The sequence below is a fragment of the Aliiroseovarius lamellibrachiae genome (assembly GCF_018599245.1).
GTDB classification, from domain to species: domain Bacteria; phylum Pseudomonadota; class Alphaproteobacteria; order Rhodobacterales; family Rhodobacteraceae; genus Aliiroseovarius; species Aliiroseovarius lamellibrachiae.
The window spans coordinates 30,344-55,750 of sequence record NZ_JAHEVJ010000009.1; the positions used below are offsets into that span (position 1 = coordinate 30,344).

At 55.8% G+C, this 25,407-nt stretch carries 22 protein-coding genes; 12 read left to right on the top strand and 10 right to left on the bottom strand.

Features of this window, described 5'->3' with window-relative positions; translation table 11 throughout:
* Nucleotides 1-14: 14 nt before the first annotated feature.
* Nucleotides 15-2,201 (bottom strand): catalase/peroxidase HPI, encoded by a 2,187-nt coding sequence (gene katG, locus KKW20_RS14820; RefSeq protein ID WP_214568689.1) that lies wholly within the window; start codon nt 2,199-2,201, stop codon nt 15-17.
* 121 nt (nt 2,202-2,322) lie between these two features.
* Here katG and KKW20_RS14825 point away from each other — a divergent pair, with 121 nt between their 5' ends.
* Complete coding sequence (locus KKW20_RS14825) at nt 2,323-3,222, top strand: LysR substrate-binding domain-containing protein (RefSeq protein ID WP_214568690.1); 900 nt, start codon at nt 2,323-2,325, stop codon at nt 3,220-3,222.
* Between the two features lie 15 nt (nt 3,223-3,237).
* Here the strand turns inward: KKW20_RS14825 and KKW20_RS14830 are convergent, their stop codons facing one another.
* The 5 genes from KKW20_RS14830 to KKW20_RS14850 form a co-directional block, all read right to left on the bottom strand.
* Entirely contained in the window at nt 3,238-4,119 is an 882-nt protein-coding gene (locus KKW20_RS14830) for an amino acid ABC transporter permease (RefSeq protein WP_214568691.1), read from the bottom strand.
* A 59-nt stretch (nt 4,120-4,178) separates the two neighbouring features.
* A complete protein-coding gene (locus tag KKW20_RS14835; protein ID WP_214568692.1) occupies nt 4,179-5,015 on the bottom strand; it encodes a transporter substrate-binding domain-containing protein in 837 nt (278 codons plus the stop codon).
* A gap of 69 nt (nt 5,016-5,084) precedes the next feature.
* Nucleotides 5,085-5,924 (bottom strand): amino acid ABC transporter permease, encoded by an 840-nt coding sequence (locus KKW20_RS14840; protein WP_214568693.1) that lies wholly within the window; start codon nt 5,922-5,924, stop codon nt 5,085-5,087.
* A 3-nt stretch (nt 5,925-5,927) separates the two neighbouring features.
* Nucleotides 5,928-6,674 carry an amino acid ABC transporter ATP-binding protein gene (locus tag KKW20_RS14845; protein ID WP_214568694.1) on the bottom strand — a complete coding sequence of 249 codons (747 nt, stop codon included), beginning with the start codon at nt 6,672-6,674 and terminating at the stop codon, nt 5,928-5,930.
* Between the two features lie 188 nt (nt 6,675-6,862).
* Nucleotides 6,863-7,783: a LysR substrate-binding domain-containing protein gene (locus KKW20_RS14850; RefSeq protein ID WP_214568695.1), complete on the bottom strand. Its 921-nt coding sequence runs from the start codon at nt 7,781-7,783 to the stop codon at nt 6,863-6,865.
* A 130-nt stretch (nt 7,784-7,913) separates the two neighbouring features.
* Here KKW20_RS14850 and KKW20_RS14855 point away from each other — a divergent pair, with 130 nt between their 5' ends.
* Nucleotides 7,914-9,035, top strand: coding sequence for a hypothetical protein (locus KKW20_RS14855; protein ID WP_214568696.1), 1,122 nt, complete (start codon nt 7,914-7,916; stop codon nt 9,033-9,035).
* Nucleotides 9,036-9,050: 15 nt separating this feature from the next.
* Here the strand turns inward: KKW20_RS14855 and KKW20_RS14860 are convergent, their stop codons facing one another.
* Nucleotides 9,051-9,752, bottom strand: coding sequence for a histidine utilization transcriptional repressor HutC (locus KKW20_RS14860; protein WP_214568697.1), 702 nt, complete (start codon nt 9,750-9,752; stop codon nt 9,051-9,053).
* 110 nt (nt 9,753-9,862) lie between these two features.
* Nucleotides 9,863-11,224: a formimidoylglutamate deiminase gene (locus KKW20_RS14865; RefSeq protein ID WP_214568698.1), complete on the bottom strand. Its 1,362-nt coding sequence runs from the start codon at nt 11,222-11,224 to the stop codon at nt 9,863-9,865.
* 81 nt (nt 11,225-11,305) lie between these two features.
* On the opposite strand from KKW20_RS14865, the gene hutI reads away from it, so the two are divergent.
* The 10 genes from hutI to KKW20_RS14915 all read left to right on the top strand — a co-directional run bounded on the left by hutI (nt 11,306) and on the right by KKW20_RS14915 (nt 22,753).
* Nucleotides 11,306-12,511 carry an imidazolonepropionase gene (gene hutI, locus KKW20_RS14870; protein WP_214568699.1) on the top strand — a complete coding sequence of 402 codons (1,206 nt, stop codon included), beginning with the start codon at nt 11,306-11,308 and terminating at the stop codon, nt 12,509-12,511.
* Nucleotides 12,508-14,046 (top strand): histidine ammonia-lyase, encoded by a 1,539-nt coding sequence (gene hutH / locus KKW20_RS14875; protein WP_214568700.1) that lies wholly within the window; start codon nt 12,508-12,510, stop codon nt 14,044-14,046. The genes hutI and hutH overlap by 4 nt, the downstream gene beginning before the upstream one ends.
* On the top strand, nt 14,043-14,846 hold the full coding sequence (gene hutG / locus KKW20_RS14880; protein WP_214568701.1) for an N-formylglutamate deformylase: 804 nt from the start codon (nt 14,043-14,045) through the stop codon (nt 14,844-14,846). Before hutH ends, hutG begins: the two co-directional genes overlap by 4 nt.
* A gap of 9 nt (nt 14,847-14,855) precedes the next feature.
* Nucleotides 14,856-16,538 (top strand): urocanate hydratase, encoded by a 1,683-nt coding sequence (hutU, locus tag KKW20_RS14885; RefSeq protein ID WP_214568702.1) that lies wholly within the window; start codon nt 14,856-14,858, stop codon nt 16,536-16,538.
* Between the two features lie 38 nt (nt 16,539-16,576).
* Nucleotides 16,577-17,968, top strand: coding sequence for an MATE family efflux transporter (locus KKW20_RS14890; RefSeq protein WP_214568703.1), 1,392 nt, complete (start codon nt 16,577-16,579; stop codon nt 17,966-17,968).
* 3 nt (nt 17,969-17,971) lie between these two features.
* The gene (locus tag KKW20_RS16580; protein ID WP_214568704.1) at nt 17,972-18,172 is read left to right on the top strand and encodes a Rieske 2Fe-2S domain-containing protein; all 201 of its coding nucleotides are present in this window, start codon (nt 17,972-17,974) and stop codon (nt 18,170-18,172) included.
* A 38-nt stretch (nt 18,173-18,210) separates the two neighbouring features.
* Nucleotides 18,211-18,792, top strand: coding sequence for a peroxidase-related enzyme (locus KKW20_RS14900; protein ID WP_214568705.1), 582 nt, complete (start codon nt 18,211-18,213; stop codon nt 18,790-18,792).
* Between the two features lie 107 nt (nt 18,793-18,899).
* Nucleotides 18,900-19,922 (top strand): aromatic ring-hydroxylating dioxygenase subunit alpha, encoded by a 1,023-nt coding sequence (locus KKW20_RS14905; protein WP_214568706.1) that lies wholly within the window; start codon nt 18,900-18,902, stop codon nt 19,920-19,922.
* Between the two features lie 295 nt (nt 19,923-20,217).
* Nucleotides 20,218-21,930, top strand: a complete 1,713-nt coding sequence (locus KKW20_RS14910) for a PHA/PHB synthase family protein (RefSeq protein WP_214568707.1) — start codon at nt 20,218-20,220, stop codon at nt 21,928-21,930.
* The gene (locus tag KKW20_RS14915) at nt 21,911-22,753 is read left to right on the top strand and encodes an alpha/beta fold hydrolase (RefSeq protein WP_214568708.1); all 843 of its coding nucleotides are present in this window, start codon (nt 21,911-21,913) and stop codon (nt 22,751-22,753) included. The genes KKW20_RS14910 and KKW20_RS14915 overlap by 20 nt, the downstream gene beginning before the upstream one ends.
* A gap of 96 nt (nt 22,754-22,849) precedes the next feature.
* On the opposite strand, the gene KKW20_RS14920 is transcribed toward KKW20_RS14915, so the two are convergent.
* Nucleotides 22,850-23,995: an iron-containing alcohol dehydrogenase gene (locus KKW20_RS14920; RefSeq protein WP_214568709.1), complete on the bottom strand. Its 1,146-nt coding sequence runs from the start codon at nt 23,993-23,995 to the stop codon at nt 22,850-22,852.
* On the bottom strand, nt 23,992-25,374 hold the full coding sequence (locus KKW20_RS14925; protein ID WP_214568710.1) for an aldehyde dehydrogenase family protein: 1,383 nt from the start codon (nt 25,372-25,374) through the stop codon (nt 23,992-23,994). Before KKW20_RS14925 ends, KKW20_RS14920 begins: the two co-directional genes overlap by 4 nt.
* Between the last annotated feature and the right edge of the window lie 33 nt (nt 25,375-25,407).

Sequence of the window (25,407 nt, forward strand, 5' to 3'; positions counted from 1 at the left end):
CACTTAACTCACGTTCAAATATCAAACCGGTCAGCGTTCATGACTTTGACCCATGCCGCGACGAAGTCTGCGACAAATTTTCCGCCGGCATCCGCCTGTGCATAGAGTTCGGACAGCGCGCGCAGTTGCGAGTTAGACCCGAAGACCAAATCAACGCGTGTGCCGGTCCATTTGACAGCGCCGCTGCTGCGATCTTGCCCCTCAAAATGGATCTCATCGTTGTCTGTTGGCACCCATTTGGTGCCCATGTCCAACAGGTTCACAAAGAAATCATTGGTCAATTGGCCGGGACGATTGGTCAGCACCCCATGGGCTGTGTCGCCATGATTTGCACCCATCACCCGCATGCCGCCCACAAGGACCGTCATTTCGGGCGCGGTCAGGGTCAAAAGCTGGGCTTTGTCGACCAGCAACTCTTCTGCCGTCACGGTGAAACGCGCCTTTTCAAAGTTGCGGAACCCATCTGCGACTGGCTCTAACACCGCGATGCTTTCCACATCGGTTTGATCCTCGGACGCATCCATACGACCCGGCGTGAAGGGGACGGAAATATCATGGCCCGCTGCCTTGGCTGCTATCTCGACACCGACGCCGCCAGCCAGCACGATCAGATCAGCAAGCGAGATCTTTTTGTCGCCTGTCGCACCTTTGTTGAACCCATCGCGAATGCACGCCAGCTCACCCAAAACACGGGACAATTGGTCCGGTTCATTTGCCGCCCAGTCTTTTTGTGGGGCCAGCCGAATGCGCGCACCATTGGCCCCACCGCGCTTGTCAGACCCCCGGAATGTTGAGGCCGACGCCCAGGCGGTTGTGACCAGATCACGCACAGAAAGTCCATGTTTCACGATCGCAGCCTTCAGCGTCTCAATGTCCTTGGCGTCAACCAAACTGTGATCAACTGCGGGAATTGGGTCTTGCCAAATCAAGTCTTCGGCGGGGGTTTCATCGCCTAAATACAATGTCTTAGGCCCCATATCGCGGTGGGTGAGTTTAAACCAGGCCCGCGCAAACGCATCGGCAAAGGCATCGGGATCACCCAAGAAACGGCGCGAAATCTTCTCGTAAATTGGATCAAATCGCAGCGACAGATCCGCTGTGGTCATCATCGGACGGTGCCTCTTGTTGGGGTCAAATGCGTCGACCACCATGTCCTCTTCGTCCACGTCTTTCGCGAGCCACATATGCGCGCCGGCCGGGCTTTTCACCAGCTCCCATTCGTATTTGAACAGCACTTTGAAATAGCCCATGTCCCAGGTGGTGGGATTGGGTTTCCACGCGCCTTCAATGCCGGATCCGATGGCATCAGCACCAACGCCGCTGCCATGAGAGCTGGACCACCCAAGGCCCATTTCTTGTATCGATGCGGCCTCTGGTTCGGGACCAACTTTTGCAGCGTCACCAGCGCCATGGGCCTTGCCAAAGGTGTGCCCGCCGGCCACCAGCGCCACGGTTTCTTCGTCATTCATCGCCATGCGCGCAAAGGTGTCGCGCACATCGCGGCCCGAGGCAACGGGGTCAGGATTGCCATTTGGGCCCTCGGGATTCACATAGATCAAACCCATCTGAACGGCGGCCAAAGGATTCTCAAGATCACGCTCGCCGGAATAGCGCGCATCCGCCAACCAATCCGTCTCAGCCCCCCAGTAAATATCCTCTTCCGGTTCCCAAATATCTACGCGACCACCACCAAAGCCAAAGGTCCGCAGGCCCATATCCTCGATCGCGGCGTTGCCCGCGAGGATGAACAGATCGGCCCATGAAATCGCATTGCCGTATTTCTGTTTGATCGGCCACAGCAAGCGACGCGCTTTGTCTAAATTCACATTGTCCGGCCAGGAATTCAGCGGTGCAAATCGCTGGTTCCCGGTGCCACCGCCCCCGCGCCCATCGGCCGTGCGGTACGTGCCGGCGCTGTGCCATGCCATGCGCACAAAGAGCGGGCCATAGTGGCCGTAGTCCGCGGGCCACCAATCTTGGCTGTCGGTCATCAACGCATAGAGATCTTGCTTTAGCGCCTTTAAATCCAGCCCTTTAAACGCCTCGCGATAATCAAAATCGGCGCCCATCGGGTCGGATTTCTCGCTGTTTTGATGCAGAATGCGCAGGTTCAATTGATTGGGCCACCAGTCACCGTTTGACCGTGTTCCGGTTGAGGTTGCACCATGGGCCACCGGGCATTTTCCAGTATTTCCGTCCATTACATTCTCCATCCAACTTGCCAGATCATCAGGGCTGAATTGCCCTGTGCTGCGATCAGCCTAGGGCGCAGTATTGATTAAGGGAAATTGCATTTTCATATCAACGTGATAGGTTTACCTTATGATAGACATCACCCTGAGAAAACTGCGATATGTCGAAGCCCTCAGCCTGACAGGCCATTTTGGCCGCGCGGCTGAGGCCTGTTCCGTGTCACAACCCGCGCTATCCGTCCAAATTAAAGAGCTGGAAGAGATGCTGGGCACACCGCTCTTTGAACGTGGCCCGCGACAGGTGCGCCTAACCCGATTTGGGCAGGCATTTCTGGATCGCAGCCGTGATATTTTGCGTTCAGTCGATGATCTCGAAGCGCTCGCGCGCACCGCTCAGGGGCGTTTTGTGGGGCAGTTGCGGATCGGTGTGATCCCGACAATTGCGCCGTATTTATTGCCCAAAATCATCAAAAACCTCACCCAAGTGCATGATGGGGCGGATATTCATGTGCGCGAAACACAGACCTCAAACCTTCTGCGGGAATTGGCCGATGGGCGGATTGATACGGCGATTGTCGCCCTGCCGATCTCTGATGCGGCGTTCACCGAAGTCGCGTTGTTTGACGAGAATTTTGTTTTGGTGCGCCCGGAACGTGACGCAGGAAACCCCATTCCAAACCGGGAAATGCTGCGCGAAATGCGGTTGTTGCTGCTTGAAGAGGGGCATTGTTTTCGTGATCAGGCTTTGTCGTTTTGCAACCAGCCGTCGGGCCCGCCAAGCGAGATGTTGGACGGCAGCTCTTTGGCCACTTTGGTTCAAATGGTTGGCGCAGGCATTGGCGTGACGTTAATCCCGGAAATGGCGGTGGCGGTGGAAACAGGCTCCGCCCCGGTGTCGATTGCGCATTTTGCCGACCCGCAACCCGCGCGCACCATTGGGATGATTTGGCGTAAAAAAAGCCCGCTGGCCCCGGTGTTTCGCGAGATGGCGGAGATTGTTCGTGGCCTTGGTGGCGCCCGCGCAGGTTAAATCCGCTGTACCAGGTCAGCGTTGATCCGATTTCCGCTCAAGCCGGCGAAACAGCATGGATAGGCTAAAGCAAAGCACAAAATAAAGCGCGGCGGTGGTCAGCCACGCCTCAAATATCAACCTTGTAGACGCGACAAGTTCGACGGTTTTAAAGGTCAGCTCCTGCACCGAAATCAACGAGATGATCGCGCTGTCTTTCACCAGCGTGATAAACTGATTGGCCAACGGCGGCGTGACCTTTTTCAAGGCTTGCGGCAAGACGATATAGCGCAGGGTATCTATGCGCCCCATGCCAATGGATTTTGCCGCTTCATGCTGACCTTTCGGGATCGACTGAATGCCCGCACGGACAATTTCACCCACAAAGGCGCTTTCAAACAGGGCCAGCACAATGATGCCAGAAACCAAAGACGGGAAGCGGCGCATATCGCCAAAAAGAAACTCCCACACGGCGTTGTTTTCCTGCCGCGCAATGCCCCGTGCCCAGCTTTCGATATTAAGCGCGGTGATCAGCTGTTCGGACAGGAAGAAATAGAAGATGAAGATCACAACAATCGGGGGGATGTTGCGCAGAAATTCAAGATAGGTCCGCGCGAGCATGCGCACGGTCAGATTGGTGGAACAGCGCGCAATGCCAAGAATGACACCTAAAATCAGCGCCAATATGCTTGCAAAAATGCTGATGCGAATGGTGGCGATAAAGCCCTGCAACAGCACATTGGGCACCCAGGTTTCGTATTTGGTGCTATAGCGCAGGATGTAGTTTGGGATCCGATCCCACCGCCATTTGTAATTCAGCGTGCCATCAATCCGTACCCAGATCACCGCCACAAAAACGGCGAGGATCACAAGGATCAGAATGTCCAGCCAATGCAGGCGTTTCAGGAATTTGGGCACGTCAGACCTCCGGGTGGTGCTGGCGAGGAGCGAGCGCCCCGCCAGCGGGTGTCAAAGCCTTACTCTTCGCCGACTTGGGCGGCCCATTCATTGCCACGGAACCAGTAATCATTGCGCGATTTCAACCAGCCATTGGCGTGATGCACGTTGATCCAATTGTTGAAAAAGTTGGTCGCGTCTGGGTCCCCCTTACGGTAGGCAAAGCTTTCGCCGGTGGCATGGAAGGTCCGGTCAAAGGGCACATTCAGCGTTTCGGCATAACGGCGCGCCTCGGTTGAGGGGGTGGGTTCAGACGCCATGGTGGCATGGGCATTTCCGTTCAGAACCTCTTGGGTTGATGCCCCATCTTCGTCAAACAGCAGCAATTCAGCCTCGGGGAAAACGGCGGCAATCACGGCGGCGGGTGTGGCGCCGCGACGGGCGGCAAAGGTCACATCCGGGCTGTTGTAATCCTCAAGCGAAAAGCCTTTTGTCATCGCGGTATTGGCCAGAATGGTCATGCCCGAATAGGCATAGGGGTCGGAAAAGTTCACCGTCAGATTGCGCTGTGGGGTGATCGACATCCCGCTGATGATCACGTCAAATTTGCCCGACACCAGCGCCGGGATGATACCATCCCAAGAGGTCGGCACAAACTCCACCTCGACGCCCATGTCCTCGGCCAGTTTGCGACCCACATCGAGTTCAAATCCCACCAGCTCGCCTTCAAGATCGCGCATCGACCAAGGTTTGAACAGTGACAGGCCGATCTTGATCACGCCGCGTGTTTTGATGGTTTCAATGACGGAATCGCCCGATACGCCCTGGCGCGTGGATTGCGCGGTTGCCGGAAAGGCGAGGGCGGCAGTCGCAGCCACCGCAAAGGCAGCGCCAAACATACGTCTTGTCAGTTTCATAATTCTCTCCTTGTTATGGGCCTTGGTGTGGGTGATGCAGATTGTATTTCTGCTTTTAATATTAATGGATTAGTGATCAACGGCGTATTTATTTTCCAACCAGCTGACGCCAATGGACAGGATCAACGTGACAACCATGTAAACGGCGGCGATGGTAAACCAGACCTCAAAACTCATGTACGTGTCCGAGATGATATTGCGCCCGATCGTCGTCAGTTCGGCCACGGCAATCACGCTGACAATGGCGGAACTTTTCACCAGATGCACCACTTCGCCTGTCATCGGCGGCAACATGAACCGCACGGATTGCGGCAGCACGATATAGCGGTACGCCTGCGTCGTGGACATGCCGATGGATTTCGCCGCTTCCCATTGCCCGGGGGCCACAGCCTGAATGCCCGCGCGCAGAATTTCCGAGATCAGCGCACCGTGGAAAACCGCCAGACACAGGATGCTCGCCGTGAAACGATCAAACCCAAAGACCGGCCCCAGCACGTAGTAAAAGAGATAGAGCAGCACGAGGATCGGCATGTTGCGAATAAACTCCAGAAATCCAATCGCAACCGCGGTGCCAACAACCAGCCCGGACATCCGCAACAACGCGACCACAAGCCCGATCACCGTCGCAAGCACAAAGGCGATGGTGGACAGCTGGAGCGTTTTCACAAGCCCGATGGCAATCTCGCCCCACTGAAACCCATCATCCGTCAGCCGATAGAAATACTGTGGCATCCGGTACCATTGCCAATTGTAGCCCATGGATTGTGCGCCGGCATATGCCCCCCAGATGATACCGCCGATGATCAAAGCATAAAGCGCCACCGACACCACCGGAAAGCCGCGACCCTGCGCGCGCGGCCGGGTGGTTTGTGGGGCGGTCTGTGGGGCAGGGGCGCTTAGATCCGTCATCGTTCAATGCGCCAGGATCTGACTGAGAAACAGGCGACAGCGTTCGCTGTCAGGCGCGGTAAAAAACTTATTGGGTGGTGCGGTTTCAACAATACGACCCGCCTCCATAAAAATCATTGTATCGGCCACTTTGCGTGCAAAGCCCATTTCATGGGTCACACAGACCATCGTCATGCCACTGTCGGCCAATTCGATCATGACATCCAGCACTTCGTTGATCATCTCAGGATCAAGCGCCGAAGTGGGTTCGTCGAAAAGCATGATCTGCGTTTCCATACACAGCGATCGCGCAATGGCCACGCGCTGTTGTTGCCCGCCGGAAAGCTGGTTGGGATATTTGTCGGCTTGTTCAGGAATATGTACGCGTTCCAGATAGTTACGCGCCCGTTCTTCAGCCTCAACCTTAGACACACCGCGCACCCGGATCGGGCCGATGGTCAGGTTTTCCAGAATGGTTAGATGTGGAAAGAGGTTGAATTGTTGAAACACCATCCCGATGTCTTGACGCAGGGCTGGCAGTTGTTTTGAGCGTTCGTTCACCTCGACCCCATTGATGGTGATGATGCCAGAATTGTGGAATTCCAACCCATTCATACAACGGATAAGGGTCGATTTCCCAGAACCCGATGGGCCGCAAATCACAACACGCTCGCCTTTTGCGACGTTCAGACTGACATCATAGAGCGCCTGAAATGCACCATAAAACTTGTCTACGTTCCTGGCGGAGATGATGTTGTTTCTGTGTTCCATAGGGAAACGTGCCAAGCCATCCTCTATTTGACTATACAATAAATGCTTATGTTTGTCATAATGCGCCCTAATATCAGACCGCAATTCCAGTATCTTCTCAAAAACTTACGGATCAAATCCAGTATGCCCGCGTGTTGAATTCGTTAACAAGTGAAAAGATCGGACCGGAAAAAATGGCGTAAAGCACGTTATCCCAGCAGGTTTGCCATCGCCGGCTGCGCGGCGACTTCGTCAAACAGCCAATCGCGAAACATCTTAATGCGCCGTTGCTTCAAAGCGTCTGGACGGCAGACAAACCAATAAGACAATTGTGATTGTGCCAGCATCGGCAAGGGGCAGACAAGGGATCCATCCACCAAGGCATCGGTGACCAAAGGCGCGCGCCCCATCGCCACTCCGCCCCCTTTGATGGCGGCTTGCACCACCATATTGGCCTGGCCGTACTTGCGTATCCGATCGCTTTTGGGCAGCGCGACCCCCACGTCATCGGCCCAAATAGTCCAAGTGGACGGAACCCCCAATTGCTGCACGTCATCTTGCAGGATTGTGTGATGCCCGAGGTCGGAAACCGTGGTGATCTTCTGGGCCAAAGCGGGGGAGCACACCGGGGTCATTTGCTCGTCCATCAGCCGTTCGGCATGCAGGCCCGGAAAGCCGCCCACCCCATAATGAATTCTCACATCCGCCACATCCGCCGTAGACTCGCGGGCAAAAACATCTGTCGACAGCGAGACAGGAACGTCGGGGTGGCGTTCATCAAACGTCATCAATCGTGGGAGCAGCCAGACAAAGGCAAACCCAGGGGGCGACGCCAAAAGCAGCCCGCGTTTTATGGGTTTCGTCCGATCGCGAAGATCGTCACAGACCAGTTGCACCGCGCCAAACCCCTCGGCCACAGCCGATGCCAGCCGCAATCCGCTGTCGGTTGGCACCGTTTTACGCGCCCCGCGGATCAAAAGCTTGTGGCCGGTCCATTCTTCCAATGCCTTGATATGCTGGCTGACCGCGCTTTGGGTCACGCTCAGTTCTTCGGCGGCGCGGCCAAACCCGTTAAGGCGAACAACAGTTTCAAGCGTACGCAGGGCGGAAAAGGGGAGAAGCTTCAGCATAAGCCACGGTAATGTCCTGTATTATGAAAATCAAATGCCAAAATACGCGGCGCTGGCGTAATCTTTAACAACCGGCACTGATCCGGCACCAAAACCAACTTCATAATATCTATCCGCAAAGAGTTTGACGATGAACAATGTCGACAGCTTCGATCGTGGCCCGTTTTTCAAAGGGGTCGAAAATATGCTGATCAACTGCGCCGCTGCGGCCCCCGGCGACAAGGTGCTGATTGTACATGAGAACGCGACTGAAGGATATTATGATGCTGAAATGCTTCAGGAAGTTGTCACCGTATCGCGCCGGTTGGGTCTGTTTCCCGCGCTATACGAGGTGCCGTTTAACCGCGACGTGACCGAACCCGACCCAGATCTATCCGCACAAATTTCAATCGCAGATCGCACGCTTTTTCTGGCACGGATTGGTGATCAACTCCGGTTTAACGCGAACAGCAAACCCGACACACAGATCGTCAGCTATGCACTGGATCGCGATATGCTCAGTTCGGGCTTTGGCACCGCCGATTACCGCGCCTTTGATGGGTTAAAGCGGTTGATCAACACGATGATGGCGGCCGCGGATAAGATCCAAGTGAGCTGTCCTTTGGGCACTGATTTCTCAGGCCGCATCACGGATTTGGATGTGGAACACGGTGACACATCCATCAAACGCTTTCCGCTTTCCGTGTTCAAACCCGCTGACGCAAATGGATTTGTCGGGCGCATCGCCCAAGCAGGTTTTTTGGTGGGCACCGGGTCAAATTACTATTCGCCATACGCCTGCCCACTGGATGACACGCTGTTTGTCAGCTTTGAAAACAACACCATCACCGGGTTTGAGGGCAGCAACGCCGATGTCGCCGCCGCCACCGCACATTATGAACGCGTGGGCAAAGCCTTTGGAATTGATCCCTATTTTGTGCATTCTTGGCATGGCGGAATTCACCCAGGCTGTGGGTTTGCCGATGCGGCATCCAAAAGTTTTGAACGGTGGAGCGGCGGGGCCTTTGGCAACCCGCGCATTCTGCATTTTCACACCTGCGGCGCCTATCCGCCCGGAGAAATCTCGCTTAATGTGATAGATCCGACCATCCGGATTGATGGGGTTGCGGTGTGGGAAGACGGCATTCTTTTCCCTGACCGCGTGCCCGGCGGGGCGGATCTGATGCGCCGCTATCCCTGTGCGGCAAAAGCTTTTGCCAACCCTGACCGGCGTGTTGGGTTGGGGCAGGGCGAGCGGTTGTCTTTTCTGTAATCCGTTGACGCGCGGCTAAAGCTTGGTTGTCAGTTGATATCCGGGGCTGAAATGCAGCCGCGCGAAGGTGACGGTCTGTTGGTTCAGCCATGTTGTGCGCTCGATGGTAAAAAGCGCATCTCCCTCGGCTGCCTCAAGATATTCGGCCACAGTGCGGGTGGCGCGACTGGCAGAAAAGGTCAGTTCGGCATCGGTAAACGGAATTTCACGCACCAGCCATTCATTGGGGCCAATCTCTTTGAAATCCGTATCCGCGGCACTTGGGGCGGCGGACAGATTGATCCAACGATCCTCATATTGATAGGGTTTGCTGTCGCTGTAATGCATACAGTGCAGGTGCAAAACCTGATCCTCCGGGGTCAATTGCAATTTGGCACAAAGCCAGCCGGGCGCGGGCATTTGGGTGCGACTGACAAGGGCATAACGATAGGCACCGCCGGTGTTTTCCACCTCTTCGCGGATGACTGGAATGACAAATTTCGCTTGCCGCGTCGGGGATTTTTTCACCCGCGTTCCGGCCTTGCGTTTGCGATCCAGGATGCCTTCTTCGGCCAATTCGCGCATCGCCCGGTTGACGGTGGCACGCGCGCAACCAAATTGCTCCGCCAGATCCACTTCGCCCGGCATAATGGTGCCCGGCGGCCATGTGTTGTCACGAATCGATTGCAGGACTTTTACTTTGATGTCCTGATAGCTCATCCTGTTGGCATCACTCATTTGGCGACCTCATAGATCTGTGCATAAGCAGATTAACGATAGTCTTAAAGCAGATCACCCTTGGGGCCAAGGCGAAGATCATCACGGTGGGTCAGGGCCATCCTAGATGACTAAATATCCGAGGTAAGATCGGAAATTGCAGCACGATAGGCGGTCGTTATCTTTTCTTCCGCTGTATGCCGCCCGGCCTGAACCTGATGCCGCCCAGCCGACCAAAGGTCTGTCACAACGGTATCTTTTGCCGCAAAGACCAGGCCATCAAAAAGCTGGTCTTCGCGCAGCGCGCAGAGTGTTGGATCTTGGCTGTTGATTGCCACCAAATCCGCGAGCGCACCGGTTTCGATGCGGCCAGCAGTGCGCCCCAAAGCCTGCGCACCGCCTTTTGCGGCACCAAGATAGAGCGTCTTGCCGGTGGATCCCTCTCCCTCCACCAACACATTGCGTTCCCGATCGCGCAGGCGCTGCGAATATTCCAACATGCGCAGCTCTTCTGTCAGTGAAATATTCACATTGCTGTCCGATCCCAGCCCAAACGCGCCGCCCGCTTGCAGGAATGTTGGGCCGTTGAAAATGCCGTCGCCCAGATTGGCTTCGGTGATCGGGCAAAGCCCAGCCACGGCGCCGGATTTGGCAAAGGCGGTGGTTTCCGCTTCGGTCAGATGGGTGGCATGAATCATGCACCAGCGCGCATCCACAGGCGCATGATCCAAAAGGTGTTCCACCGGACGCGCGCCCAAAGCGGCTTTGATATCCTCAACTTCTTTCACCTGTTCTGCGATGTGGATATGCACCGGGCCGTCCTTATGCATTGAAAGAATTTCGGCAATATCCGCTGTCGAAGACCCACGCAAAGAATGCGGCGCAATGCCCACTATTGTATCGTCATGCACGTCTTTTGCGGCGGTTTTGCACCGCGACACTAGATCAGAAAACGCCCCCAGATCATTGGCAAAACGAAGCTGCCCGCCGGTCAACGCACGACCATCCACACCGCCGTAAGAATAGAGCACGGGCAGGTGGGTCAGGCCAATTCCGGCGGTTTTTGCCGCTGCCATAATCTGCTCTGACAGCTCTGCGGGGTTCGCATATCGCGCTCCATCTGGTTGGTTGTGGATATAGTGAAACTCGCCCACCGACGCATATCCGACCTTTTGCATTTCCATAAAGGTTTGCGCCGCAATGGGCGCGATATGGTCGGGCGTCAGCCGGTGCAAAAACCGATACATGAGATCGCGCCACGTCCAAAAGCTCTCGCGTCCTTTTGCGCGATATTCCGTCATGCCCGCCATTGCGCGTTGAAAGCTGTGGCTGTGCACATTGGCAAGCGCGGGCATCAGCGTGTCGACACGAATGTCCCCATCTTTCGCGCTGGAGTTCAGAGCGATCTGTACAATTTTGCCCGCTTCAATCGTGATCCGGACATTTTGGTTCCAGCCCTCTTTGCAATAGGCGCGCTGTGCAAAAATTTTCATGTCGCTCTCTCTTATGAATGGACATAATAACTTTATAGGCATACAAACGATGCTGCAAGACAAACAGCATGGATCGTCGCCGTGACCCGCATTCTTCTGAAAAACTGCCGTGTTGCCACATTGCAGGCAGGCCAAGCCCCCTATGGTTTGATTGACAATGCCGCTTGTGTGTTGGACGGGGAAATCATCGCTTGGGTCGGGGCTGAAGGCGCGCTTCCGACCACGTTTAACATTGATCAAACCCTTGATTTACAAGGGAGATTGGTGACCCCCGCGCTGATAGATTGCCACACCCATATCGTTCACGGGGGCAACCGCGCGCAGGAATTTGAGATGCGCCTAAATGGTGCGTCGTATGAAGAGGTCGCGCGGGCGGGTGGGGGGATCATCTCCACCGTAAAAGCCACGCGCGCCGCAAGCGAAGACGATCTTTTGACCGCGGCGCTGCCCCGTGTGGATGCGATGATTGCCGAGGGTGTCGCCTTGATTGAGGTGAAATCCGGCTATGGTTTGGACCGCACCGCAGAGCTGAATATGCTGCGCGCCGCCCGTCGTCTTGCCGGTTGTCGCCCCATCGAGGTGCGCACCACGTTTTTGGGCGCCCATGCCACGCCACCAGAATACGCGGGGCGCGATGATGCCTATTTGGAAGAGGTCTGCATCCCAACCCTGCGCGCCGCCCACGCCGAGGGGTTGGTGGATGCGGTTGACGCCTTTTGCGAAGGGATTGCCTTTCAGCCTGAACAGGTCGCGCGGGTGTTTACGGTCGCCGAAGACCTAGGCCTGCCGGTGAAAATCCACGCGGAGCAATTGTCCAATCTTGGCGGTGCAAAAATGGCGGCTGGTTTTAGTGCGCTTTCGGCGGATCATATTGAATACCTTGATGAAATGGGCGTTCAATCCATGGCAAAAGCGGGCATGACGGCGGTCATTCTACCCGGCGCGTTTTACACGTTACATGAAACACAAAAGCCCCCAATTGTCCTGTTGCGCACCCATAATGTGCCGATGGCTGTGTCCACGGACGCCAACCCCGGATCCTCGCCGATGACCTCTTTACTGATGGCAATGAACATGGCCTGCACGCTGTTTCGCCTGACCCCAGAAGAGGCGCTCGTGGGCACCACACGCAACGCGGCCCGCGCCTTGGGGCTGACGGATCGAGGTCAAATTGCCCCCGGCCTGCGCGCGGATCTGGCGATTTGGGACGTTGAACACCCCGCTGAACTTTCTTACCGCATCGGGTTTAATCCCCTCTATCGACGTATTTTCGGAGGCTGTCTATGACCACGCTCACCCTTACACCTGGCGCTGTCAGCCTTGCTGAGCTTTCGCAAATTTACTGGGGCGAGGCGTCTGTGATCTTGGACCCGACCTGCCGCCCCGCCGTTGAAGAGGCCGCAAAACGCATTGACGCGGCCGCCCGAGGGGACATGGCCGTTTATGGCGTGAACACCGGGTTTGGCAAACTTGCGAGCATGAAGATTGAGGCCAAAGACACGGCGACGCTGCAACGCAATCTGATCCTGTCGCATTGTTGTGGCGTCAGCACCCCGGTTGAACGGCGCATGTCGCGGATGATTATGGTGCTAAAATTGCTCAGCTTTGGGCGCGGGGCGTCCGGTGTTCGCTGGGCGTATGTTGAGCTGTTGCAAGGGATGCTCGCGCGCGGTGTGACGCCACAAATCCCATCACAGGGATCGGTAGGCGCATCCGGTGATCTGGCCCCGCTTGCACATATGGCGGCGGTGATTATTGGCGAGGGTGAGGCGGAGTATGAGGGCGAGGTTTTGCCCGGGGCAGAAGCGTTAAAACGTGCCGGGTTAGAGCCTATTCAGCTGGGTCCAAAAGAGGGATTGGCCTTTATCAACGGCACGCAATTCTCGACCGCATTCGCCCTTTCGGGTCTGTTTCAGGCGTGGCGCGCGGCGCAATCTTCACTGGTCACCTCCGCCTTATCAACCGACGCCATCATGGGATCCACCGCACCGCTGCAACCAGAAATCCACTCGCTTCGCGGCCATAAAGGTCAGATCGAGGCGGCGTCTGCGATGCGCAATTTGCTAGAGGGGTCCGAGATCCGTGAAAGCCACCGCGAGGATGACACCCGTGTGCAGGATCCCTATTGCATTCGCTGCCAACCCCAAGTGACCGGGGCGGCGATGGGCGTATTGCGCCAAGCCGCGCAAACGTTGGAGGTAGAGGCCAACGCCGCCACCGACAACCCCTTGGTTTTAACCGAGGCGGGGTTGATTGTGTCAGGCGGAAACTTCCACGCCGAACCGGTCGGATTTGCGGCGGATATGATTGCGCTTGCCGTGTCAGAAATCGGCGCCATTGCCCAACGGCGCGTGGCCTTGATGGTGGACCCGGTGCTGAGCCATGATTTGCCGCCCTTCCTGACCCCAAACCCCGGATTGAATTCGGGCCTGATGATTGCCGAGGTCACAACGGCGGCGTTGATGAGTGAAAACAAGCACCTCGCCAATCCCTGTGTGACCGATTCCACCCCCACCTCGGCCAACCAAGAAGACCATGTGTCGATGGCGGCCCACGGCGCGTTTCGTCTGACGCGGATGGTGGGCAATTTACACTATATTCTGGGGGTCGAGATGATGTGCGCCGCCCAAGGGGTAGAGTTCCGCGCGCCGCTGAGAACCAGTGAAAAACTAACCGATGCAATCACCCGGTTCCGTCAGGATGTGCCGCGGCTAGAGGATGATCGCTATCTTGCCCCAGACATCGAAATCGCCGCCAAACTGGTGGCCAAGGGGGCATTGGTTGAGGCGTCAGCCGTGAGCATAGAGGGCCTCTCAGGATGAGGCCGTTTGATGTGATACGCGGTGACAGCCCGGTGGTTTTGGCGCAGCCTCATGGTGGGACTTATGTGCCCGAGGATATTGCCGCGCGGTTGAATGCGCGGGGCGCGGGGCTTGATGACACCGATTGGCACATCACCCAGCTTTATGAAGGGCTTTTGCCGGGGGCGACGGTGGTGAAATCCAACGTGCATCGCTATGTGATTGACGCCAATCGTGACCCGGAAGGCGTGTCGCTCTATCCCGGTAAAAACACCACAAGTCTTTGTCCCACAACAGATTTTGACGGTGTGGATATTTGGCAAGAGGGCCAAGCGCCGTCCCTGGACGAGGTGGAAACACGGCGTCTCGCCTATCACGCCCCCTATCACGCCGCGCTGGCGAGTGAGCTGGCGCGAGTGCGTGAAAAACATGGCTGTGTCGTACTTTATGACTGTCATTCGATCCGTTCAGAAATTCCGTTTTTGTTTGACGGTTTGCTGCCGGTGTTCTCAATCGGGACCAATCAGGGCACCACTTGCGCGGCTGAGATTGAGACGATCACGCATCAAACCTGCGTTGCACATGACCCCACACAAACCGTGCTGAACGGGCGCTTTAAAGGCGGCTGGACCACGCGCCACTATGGCAGGCCACAAACAGGCCAGCATGCCATTCAAATGGAGTTGGCGCAGCGCGCCTATATGGATGAGGCGGCCCCATGGGGATATCGCCCTGATCGGGCAAAATCCGTGCGCCCGGTGCTGAAATCCATCCTCTCCAAACTCGAAACACATGCGCTGTCTGGCGCGTTATCTGCATAGGAGCCTGCCATGTCGGATCACAATTTGGACCGTAAAAACACCCGAGACATTTATCCCCCTACAGGGCCGGAACTGAACGCCAAAAGCTGGCTGACCGAGGCCCCTCTGCGGATGTTGATGAACAATCTGCACCCGGATGTGGCGGAAAATCCGCATGAATTGGTGGTCTATGGGGGCATCGGCCGGGCCGCGCGCAGCTGGCAGGATTTTGATGCGATGGTTGAGACGCTGAAGGATCTTGAGGCAGATGAGACATTGGTGGTGCAGTCGGGCAAACCGATTGCCGTGGTCAAAACCCACACCGATGCGCCGCGCGTGTTGATCGCCAACTCAAACCTCGTGCCGCATTGGGCCAATTGGGATCACTTTAACGAGCTCGATCAAAAGGGTCTGATGATGTACGGTCAGATGACGGCCGGATCGTGGATTTACATCGGATCGCAGGGCATTGTTCAGGGCACCTATGAGACCTTTGTTGAGGCGGGGCGTCAGCATTATGGCGGTGATCTGACTGGTAAGTGGATCCTGACCGGCGGGCTTGGTGGCATGGGTGGCGCGCAACCTTTGGCCGCTGTGATGGCCGGCGCGTGCTGTCTGGCGGTGGAATGTAACCCCGACAGCATCGATTTTCGCCTGCGCACAAAATATGTGGATGAACGCGCCGACACGCTGGATGAGGCGCTTGAGATGATCAGCCGCTGGACGGCCGCGGGCGAAGCGAAATCCGTCGGGCTTTTGGGCAATGCGGCGGATGTGTTCACCGAAATACAGGCGCGCGGCATTCGCCCTGATATTGTGACCGACCAGACCTCTGCCCATGATCCGCGCCACGGATATTTGCCGCAAGGGTGGAGCATGGCAGAGTGGAAAGCCAAACAGGAAACGGCGCCCAAAGAGGTTGAAGCCGCCGCGCGCGCGTCGATGCGCGTTCAGGTGGCCGCAATGGTCGCCTTCCACAACGACGGCATTCCCACGGTGGATTATGGAAATAATATCAGACAGATGGCGCTGGAAGAGGGGCTGGAAGATGCGTTTGCCTTCCCCGGCTTTGTCCCCGCGTATATCCGCCCACTTTTCTGCAAAGGCATTGGCCCGTTCCGTTGGGCGGCGCTTTCCGGGGATCCCGAGGATATTTACAAGACCGATCAAAAGGTCAAAGAGCTTTTGCCGGACAACACGCATCTGCACAACTGGCTGGATATGGCGCGTGACCGGATCGCGTTTCAGGGCCTTCCTGCGCGCATTTGTTGGGTGGGTCTGGGCGACCGTCATCGGCTTGGTTTGGCGTTCAACGAGATGGTCAAATCTGGCGAACTGAAAGCCCCGGTTGTCATTGGTCGCGACCATTTGGACAGCGGATCTGTCGCGTCCCCCAACCGCGAAACAGAAGCAATGCGCGATGGATCGGATGCGGTGTCAGACTGGCCGTTGCTCAACGCGTTGGTCAACACGGCGTCTGGGGCCACATGGGTTTCGCTGCATCATGGCGGCGGCGTTGGCATGGGCTTTTCGCAGCACTCGGGCGTGGTGATTTGCGCGGACGGCACGGATGAGGCCGCCAAGCGGCTTGAGCGCGTTTTGTGGAACGACCCGGCCTCGGGCGTCTGGCGTCACGCGGATGCGGGGTATGAAGAAGCGGTTGAATGTGCCCGGTCGCAAGGGCTACGTTTGCCGAGAATTCTTGGAAATTAGGATCCTCACATGAACCATTGCACGCGCTGGGAAAACTGATGGCTGTGACCCAAAGCAGCTCTTTGGTGCGCGGGCCATTGGTTCAGCATTTCAAAACGCTGGCCATACCCGCGGCAATAGGCATGGGGTTTTCGACACTTTACAACCTTGTGGATGTATTTTTTGCTGGGATGATTTCGACACAGGCACAGGCGGGTCTTGCCGTGTCTTTTCACCCATTTTTCCTGTTGTCGACCTTTGCTTTTGGGTTGGGGACGGCCATGTCGGCATTGGTTGGCAACGCGATTGGCGCAAATAAAAAACGCCGCGCCCGCAAGGTCGCCCTACAAGGGCTTGGCTATGGGGTGATTGGCGCGCTGGTCTTGCTAATCGTTGGGATTGTCTTTGCCGGCCCCTTGATGACCCTGACGACAGAGCCAGGGGAGATCCGAACACTCGGGTCACGCTATTTCTTGGTTTTGTTGTTTTCTTTGCCGGGATTTATCCTGACCTTTTGCGCCAATGGGATCCTGCAAGCCTTTGGAGATGCCGAGAGTTTCAAGCGTGGATTGATCGGCGCCTTCCTGGCAAATATCGTGCTCGACCCCCTGTTTGTCTTTGGCCTTCCCGGTGTTTGGGGCGGCATTGGGTTTGACGGCTTGGCCCTTTCTTCGGTGATGACCCAAACCGGCGTCGCTGTTTTCTTGGTGTCCAAGCTTCACAAGATGGACGTCACCGCGGCACCGAAATTGCCCGAGCTGCGCCCGTCTTGGGCCACGACACGGGCCATTTCCGCACAGTCGGTCCCCGCCAGCACCGCGATGTTTGTTCTGGTCTTCTCTGGGTTTGTGGTTCTCTATTATTTGCGTGGTTTTGGCGAGACAACACAGGCGGCCTATGCGGTGGCTCTGCGGATTGAACAGATTGCCCTGCTGCCGGTTTTTGGCCTGACCGGGGCGCTCTTGCCGATTGTGGCGCAGAATTTTGGCGCCAAGGAAAACAGCCGTGTGTCACAGGCGCTGTTCACATGTTTTGGCATTGGGCTGATCTATATGGCGGTGGCCTGCCCAGTGTTATGGGTTGGGGCCGAGGTCGCGATGGGGCTGTTTACCGACGATGCTGAAGTGATCCGAATTGGGGTCAGTTACCTGCGGGTTGATGGTGCAATCCTGCCGGCTTACATGGCTTTGTTCGCGATCAATTCTTTCTTGCAAGGCTTGAAAAAACCCATCTGGGCCTTTTGGATTGGGGTGTATCGTCAAGGTCTCGCGGTGCCATTGTTCATCTATCTTTTTGTGAATGTACTTGGCTTTGACGTGATCGGCGTTTGGTTTGGCGTGGCCACGAGTGTGCTCACCGGATTGCTGGTGTCTTTGATTGTCGCCAAGATAGTGGCCCGGCCATTGCTGGGGGGGTTATTGCCATCGCGAAGCGCGCGGGTTGGGGGGTGATCGGTGGTCCGCCATTGGGCGTTTGGCAATCATGGCGGGGCAGATTTATGTGACGGGTACTTTGTCGGACACATTATCGAATGCCCCCTGCATCAAGGGGCGTTTGATGTGCGCACTGGGCGGGCCATATCGGCACCTGCCACGCGGGCAATGAAAATCTTTGAAACGCGGATGGAAAACCAGATGGTTCAAATCCGTCTTTGACATTACGGGCCGAGCCCCCCCATTTGAAAGGAAACTGCATGTCAGCCTGGATCAAAATGCTGTCGGACGACGAGGCAGATGGCCCTCTGCGCGAAGCGCTGAACTTTGCCCGCACGCCACATGGCACGGTGGACAATGTGATGCGGGTGCATTCGCTGCGTCCGCAAACGATGAACGGGCATGTTGTGCTGTACCGTGCCTGTCTGCATGATGACGCCAACACCATTGCGACGTGGTTTCAAGAGGTCATCAGTTCCTATGTCTCGACCCTTAATCGCTGTGCATATTCCTATGCCAACCACTGGTCCAACGCCCGTCATCTGATCAATGACACGGCGCGTGCGGATATGGTGGAAGCTGCCTTAACAGCGTTGCGCCCAGAAGAGGCCTTCGATGGCAAGGAATTGGCCTTGTTACGGTATACAGAAAAGCTGACCCTGCGCCCGGGCGACATGGTCAAAAGCGATATAGAGGCACTGCGGGCGGCGGGCGTAGATGATGGTGAAATTTTGGAAGCCAATCAAATCATTGGATATTTCAACTATGCCAACCGCCTTCTGAATGGTTTGGGTGTGTCCACAGATGGTGACGTTGTGGGCTATTATGCCAAGGATGAGTGAGCTGGCGCCAAAACGTAAGTCCAGCTAATGCACAACATTATGAATGGCGAATAGCTATGGACCAACAAGACTTTTAGGCTTGGTCCAAACGGCAAAGGAAATCGACAATGTATATGCGCAATTGCTGGTATGTGGCGGGGTGGAGCAAAGACTATGAGCAGAAATTGCGCGCCCAGACTGTGCTTGGCGAAAAGATCGTTTTCTATCGTCAGGGGGATGGCAAACCCGTGGCATTAGAGGATGCTTGCCCTCACCGTAAGCTGCCCTTGTCGATGGGTCAGCTGGCCGGCGACCGTGTGGTTTGTGGCTATCATGGTTTGACCTTTGATTGCTCGGGGTCCTGCGTTGAGGCCCCGACCCAACGGGGCAATATTCCCAAGCGCGCGGTTGTGAAATCCTATCCGGTCGAGGATCGATACGGCCTTTTGTGGATCTGGATGGGCGATGCGGACAAAGCAACCCCAGACGAGATTTTTCACATCCCAAATTATGACAACCCCGCTTGGGGCGCCACTGATGGCGGGTCATTACATTTGGGGTGCAACTATCTGTGGATGGCCGATAACCTGTTAGATCCCAGCCATGTGGCCTGGGTGCATGTCACGTCTTTTGCGGGGGCGGGCACCGATGATGCGGCACTGGATTTGGAACGTACCGACCGGGGAGTGATTGTTTCGCGTTGGATCTATGACCAGCCGGTATCGCCCTATTACGCGCCGCTGGTGAAATTCACAGGCAATTGCGACCGCAAGCAGCATTACGAAATGTGTTTTCCAGCCATTGGCGTGAACATGTCGATCTATTGCCCCGCGGGTTCCGGTGGGCCAAAGGCGCCACATGGCGATCTGACCTATGTGAATGTCTCTTATAATTTCATGACGCCGATTGATGAGCACAACACGCTTTATATCTGGTTTCAGCACCGCAACACCGACCCCGATGACACAGCGATTTCCGAACAGATGAATGCAGGCGCCCTCATGGCGTTTAACGAGGATAAAGTGGTGTTGGAGGCCGTGCATCGCGGTATGGAAAACAAGACCAGCCCGCATCTGGATCTTGGGCTGGATGCCGGTGCAAAACTGTTTCGCCTGCAACTGGGCCGCCAGATCGACGCAGAACAGCCATAATCATTCACATTGCGACCCCCAAGGGCGCAAAGTCGTGATCAAACCTGAGGTTGGCAAAAGGTCGTATGGCGCGTAATGCGTCTTATGTTAACTATTATGTCAAAAGGCCGGCGCGAAACAGGTTAGAAACACCGTCTATGCAAACTGGCGAACATCCCGACCAGCCCTGCAATATTCACGCAACAATCCTGAGAGATTAAACTGTGCGGGCGTGGGTTTGCTGTTGGGTCATAACAGTTTACATCCCCTGCAACACGCGCGGTGGTGCGAAGGCGAAATGGAAAGGGATTTGAGGATGAAAACCGATCAGATGGATGCGCTGGCTCAGCTGTTCAAGCAATCAATGGAGTCTCATCCCGTATTTTCAAACATCGACGCCGACAAATTGCAGGACATGTCCAAGGATTTCTTTAAGTCATTTGAGGCGATGTATGGTGGCAATGCCCATCCTTTTGCCGACTGGACTGGCACTTGGATCAAGTACCAAACGGACTTGGCACAGGTCTGGCTAAACGCGGCCAATCCAGAACAGGGCACAACAAAGGACAACAGGTTCAAGGGGGACGCTTGGAACGAGGGGATTTTTCCCCTGCTGCGCCACTCGTATGAATTGACCGCGAAGGCGATGACAGATTTGGCGGATGGGGCGGGATTGCCGGAGCATGAACAAAGCAAGCTCAGCTTTTACGCCCGCGTGGCCGCCGATAATATGGCCCCGTCAAACTTTGCGATCACAAATCCAGATGTCTTGGAGCTGGCCAAAGAAACCGGCGGGAAAAGCCTTGTGGATGGGTTTAAAAACCTGCTCAGCGATCTGGAAAAAGGCTATATTACCACCACCGATGAAGACGCGTTTGAGGTTGGTAAAAATCTGGCCACGACCCCCGGCGCTGTGATCTATCGTAATGATCTGATTGAGGTCATTCAATATGAACCGATGACCGCAAAACAGCGCGGCAACCCGGTTTTGATTGTGCCCCCTTGCGTGAACAAATTCTATATTTTCGACCTGAATGAAAAGAAATCCATGGTTCGCTATTTGCTGGAACAAGGGCAAAGCGTTTACATGATGTCTTGGCGAAATCCGGGGCCGGATCAGGGCGACAACGGATGGGACGACTATATTGAACAGGGCATCTTTGAGGCGCTGAAGGTGACATCCGAAGTCTCGAAGTCCAAAAGCGTTGATATGCTGGGCTGGTGCAATGGCGGCACAATGCTGATCGCCGCACTTTCAGTCTTGCCACCCGAACTGAAACCATTGCTGGGGTCGGCCACATTCTTGTCATCAATGATCAGTTTTGAAGACCCCGGACAGGTAAAAGTGTTCATGGACGAGGGGCAAAATGCCGCCTATGACATGCGCCTGAAATCGGAAAAGATTGCGCCAGGCCGCGACATTGCGAATGCGATGTCCATGCTGCATGTCAATGAATCTATTTGGAATTTTGTAATTTCAAACTATCTACTAGGGAAATCCCCGGCACCCTTTGATGTGCTGTATTGGAATTCGGACACATCCAACCTGCCCGCCAAATGGTATTCCTATTACATCGAAGAGATGTATATGGCCGATAAGTTGAAAGACCCCGGCGCACTGACCCTGTTGGGCCGCCCCGTGGACACGGGAAACATCGACGTTCCGTGCTATTTCGTGGCCGCAGATGGTGACCATATTGTGCCTTGGAAAGGGTCATATTCGGCCACGCCTTTGGTCTCTGGGCCCGCCGAATTTGTGTTGACCACGGGGGGGCATGTTTCGGGCACTGTGATCAATCACCCCACCCGCAACCGGAAACGGTTTTGGACCGACGGCAACGACGCGCTTGATGCCGAGGGTTGGCTTGAAACCGCCTCTGTCACAGACGGAAGTTGGTGGCCCCACTGGCTGCTGTGGCTGAACGAGAACAACCCCGCCGAAGACCGCGCAAAGCCCAAAACGCTTGGCAATAAAACCCACAAGGTGCTTGACCCTGCGCCCGGAAAATATGTTCTGGAACGGGCGTAAGCGGATGCAAGCAGCAATTGATATCTCTCATGGCGAGATGGCGATCACCAATATTCAGGGCACCGACGTTCGGTATCTGATCCACAAGGCTGACACAGACGAACCGCCGCTTCTGATCTGCAATGGTTTGGGCCAATCCATCGAGATCCTATTGCCGTTGATTGATGTGATCACGGACCGCACAATCATTACGTTTGACATGCCCGGAACCGGGCGCTCAGCGGTCAATAACGGCGTGCAATCAATGTCTGATTATGCCGGGTTCACGCTTGCCTTCATGGATGAGATTGGGGTGGAACAGTTTGATATTCTCGGGATTTCCTGGGGCGGTGCCGTGACACAACAAATCGCGTATGACGCGCCCGATCGGGTGCGCAAACTGGTGCTGGCGATCACCTCGGCGGGGGGGATTGGCAGCTGGTGGGGAACGCCAATTGCCCTGTCAGAAATCATGTTCCCGATGCGATATTTCAACAAAGCCTACGGGGATTTCATCGGGCCTTGGATGTACGGCGGCGAGGCGGTGCTAAATCCCGGAATGTTCCAAGACTACTCCAAACACGCGATCCGCCCCACAAGTGAAGGATACTTTGGGCAGGTACGCGCCATGTGCAGCTGGACCAGTTTGTCGTGGTTGGATAAATTGAAACAGCCCACCTTGATTATTGCGGGTCAGTTTGATGGGCTCATTCCGATCGCAAACCAAATGCTGCTGGCGCAGAAAATACGGAATTCCAGGTTAAAGGTTTTTCAGGCAGGTCATTTGCTGATGTACACCCAACGCCACGATGTTGGGCCAATGGTTTCTTCGTTTTTGAAGTGACCGAGCCGACCCTGGTCGCCGAAGCCGGCGAAGATAAAAAAGGGCGCCACGACTGACGCCCTTTTCATGTGTTCTGTGTCCAAACGGAAGCCGTGGTCAGATGCAATCAATAAACAGCTGACGGGTGTTTTCAGCCGTCAGTTCCACCGGATTGCCACCGCAAGACGGATCGGCCAGCGCCTGACGTACCATTTCATCCAGCTGCTTATCATCGACACCCATCTCTGACAGCTTGCGCGGAATGGCGAGGCGGTCGTTAAACTCCTGCACAAAGTTCTGAAAACCGTTGAACCCGCCCGCAATGCCCAAATAAGCCGCCGCCCTATCAAAACGATCCGCGATTTCAGGCGCGTTAAACGCCAGAACCGCAGGCATACAGACCGCGTTGGTGGTGCCGTGATGGGTGTTGTAAACCGCCCCAATTGGGTGGCTGAGCGCATGGATTGCACCAAGCCCTTTCTGAAACGCGGTGGCCCCCATTGCGGCGGCAGACATCATATGGGCGCGCGCCTCGAGATCAGTGCCGTCGTTAAACGCGCGCGGCAGATAGTCTTTCACCAAACGCATCCCTTCCAGCGCAATCCCCTGCGACATTGGGTGGTAATGCGGGCTTGAGAAGGCTTCGACACAATGGGCAAACGCATCCAGCCCCGTCCCAGCGGTAATAAAATCGGGCATGCCAACGGTCAATTCTGGATCCGCAATCACAATGGACGGCAGCACCTTGGGGTGGAAGATGATCTTCTTCTCGTGCGTCACCGAATTGGTAAGGATCGATGCGCGCCCCACTTCGGACCCAGTCCCTGCGGTGGTTGGCACCGCGATGATGGGTGCGATGGCATCCGCATCGGCGCGGGTCCACCAATCACCCACATCTTCAAAGTCCCAGATCGGGCGGGTTTGCCCCGCATGAAAGGCTACCATCTTACCCAGATCAAGACCCGAGCCGCCGCCAAAGGCAATCACCCCGTCGTGGTCCCCCGCTTTATACGCGGCAACGCCAGCTGCAAGGTTCCGCTCTGATGGGTTCGGATCCACCTCGGAAAAGAGACCACGGCCAAGCCCGGCCGCCTCTAGGATGTCCAGCGCTTGGGCCGTGATTGGCAATGCCGCAAGGCCCTTATCCGTCACCAAGAGCGGGCGTTTTATTCCCAGGCTTTTGCAGGCCTCTGCCAGTTCCGAAAGACGGCCAGCCCCAAATTTCACAGCGGTCGGATAGGACCAGTTTCCAACAAGTTTCATGAGGTCACCTTTTTCATGTGGTACGATTTTGGGCGCGTCAGATTGTGAAAGCCGATGACAGATAGTCCGCCCCCGCGCCCCGTGTTTTTGCAGCCGGTCCAGCACAGGCCCGGATCCAGATAATCGGCGCGGTTCATAAAGACAGTGCCGGTTTCAATCTCATCACCGATGCGCGCGGCGCGCTCAGGATCTTGTGTCCAAAGGCTGGCCGTCAGGCCAAATTCGCTATCGTTCATCAACGCGATGGCCTCATCGTCCGAGGACACTTTCATAATGCCCACAACCGGCCCAAAGCTTTCGTCGCGCATCACGCGCATCGTATGGGTCACATTGGTCAGAATTTGCGGGGTGAGATAGGCGCCGCCATCATCCTCTGCCATCGTTTCGATATGAGTCACGGCGCCCTCGGCCACGGCCTCGGCAATCTGTGCACGCACATCGTCGGCAAAGCGTATATTGGCCATTGGGCCCATGGTGGTGTCCGGGTCCATCGGATGGCCGAGTTTATAGCCCTTTGCGATCGCAACTGCCTTTTCAACAAAGGCGTCATACAGGCTTTCATGTACATAAATCCGTTCGATCCCACAGCAGCATTGCCCCGCGTTGAACATCGCCCCATCGATCAGCGTATCAACGGCCGCATCAAGATCCGCATCCTCCATCACATAACCTGGATCTTTGCCACCAAGTTCTGTGCCAACGCCCGTAAACGTGCCCGCTGCGGCCCGTTCCATCGCTTGTCCACCCCCAACGGACCCGGTGAAATTCACGAAATCAAACGCATTTCCTGCGATCAAATCATTGGTCACGTCATGGGACAGAAAGACATTTTGGAATACATCCTCGGGAACACCGGCCCCCGCGAAGGCCGCCGCCATCCGCTCGCCGACCAATAAGGTCTGTGTTGCATGTTTTAACACAACCGTATTGCCCGCAATCAACGCTGGCGCCACCGTGTTGATCGCCGTCATATAGGGGTAATTCCAAGGTGCGACGACAAAAACCACCCCATGCGGGACGCGCTTGATATACCGCTTAAACGTAGCGTCCTCGCCCACTTCTATATCCGCGAGACTGTCCGCCGCAATTGATGCCATATGGCTGGCGCGTTCATTAAACCCGCCAAATTCGCCGCCATAGCGTGTTGGGCGACCCATCATATGGGCCAGCTCTGGTACAATCTCATCATTCATTGCCCCCACCGCGGCAACCCCTGCCATCACCAAATCAATACGCTCGGGCAAGGGACGTGCGGCCCAGGATTTTTGCGCATCACGCGCACGGGTAGCGACAGATTGCGCCGCCGTCAGCGAAAGCACCGGACGTTCCGCGTAAACGGATCCATCAATCGGCGAGATACATTTCAGTGTCTGTGTCATGTCTCTGTTCCGGTCTTAATGATCTGAAATGCG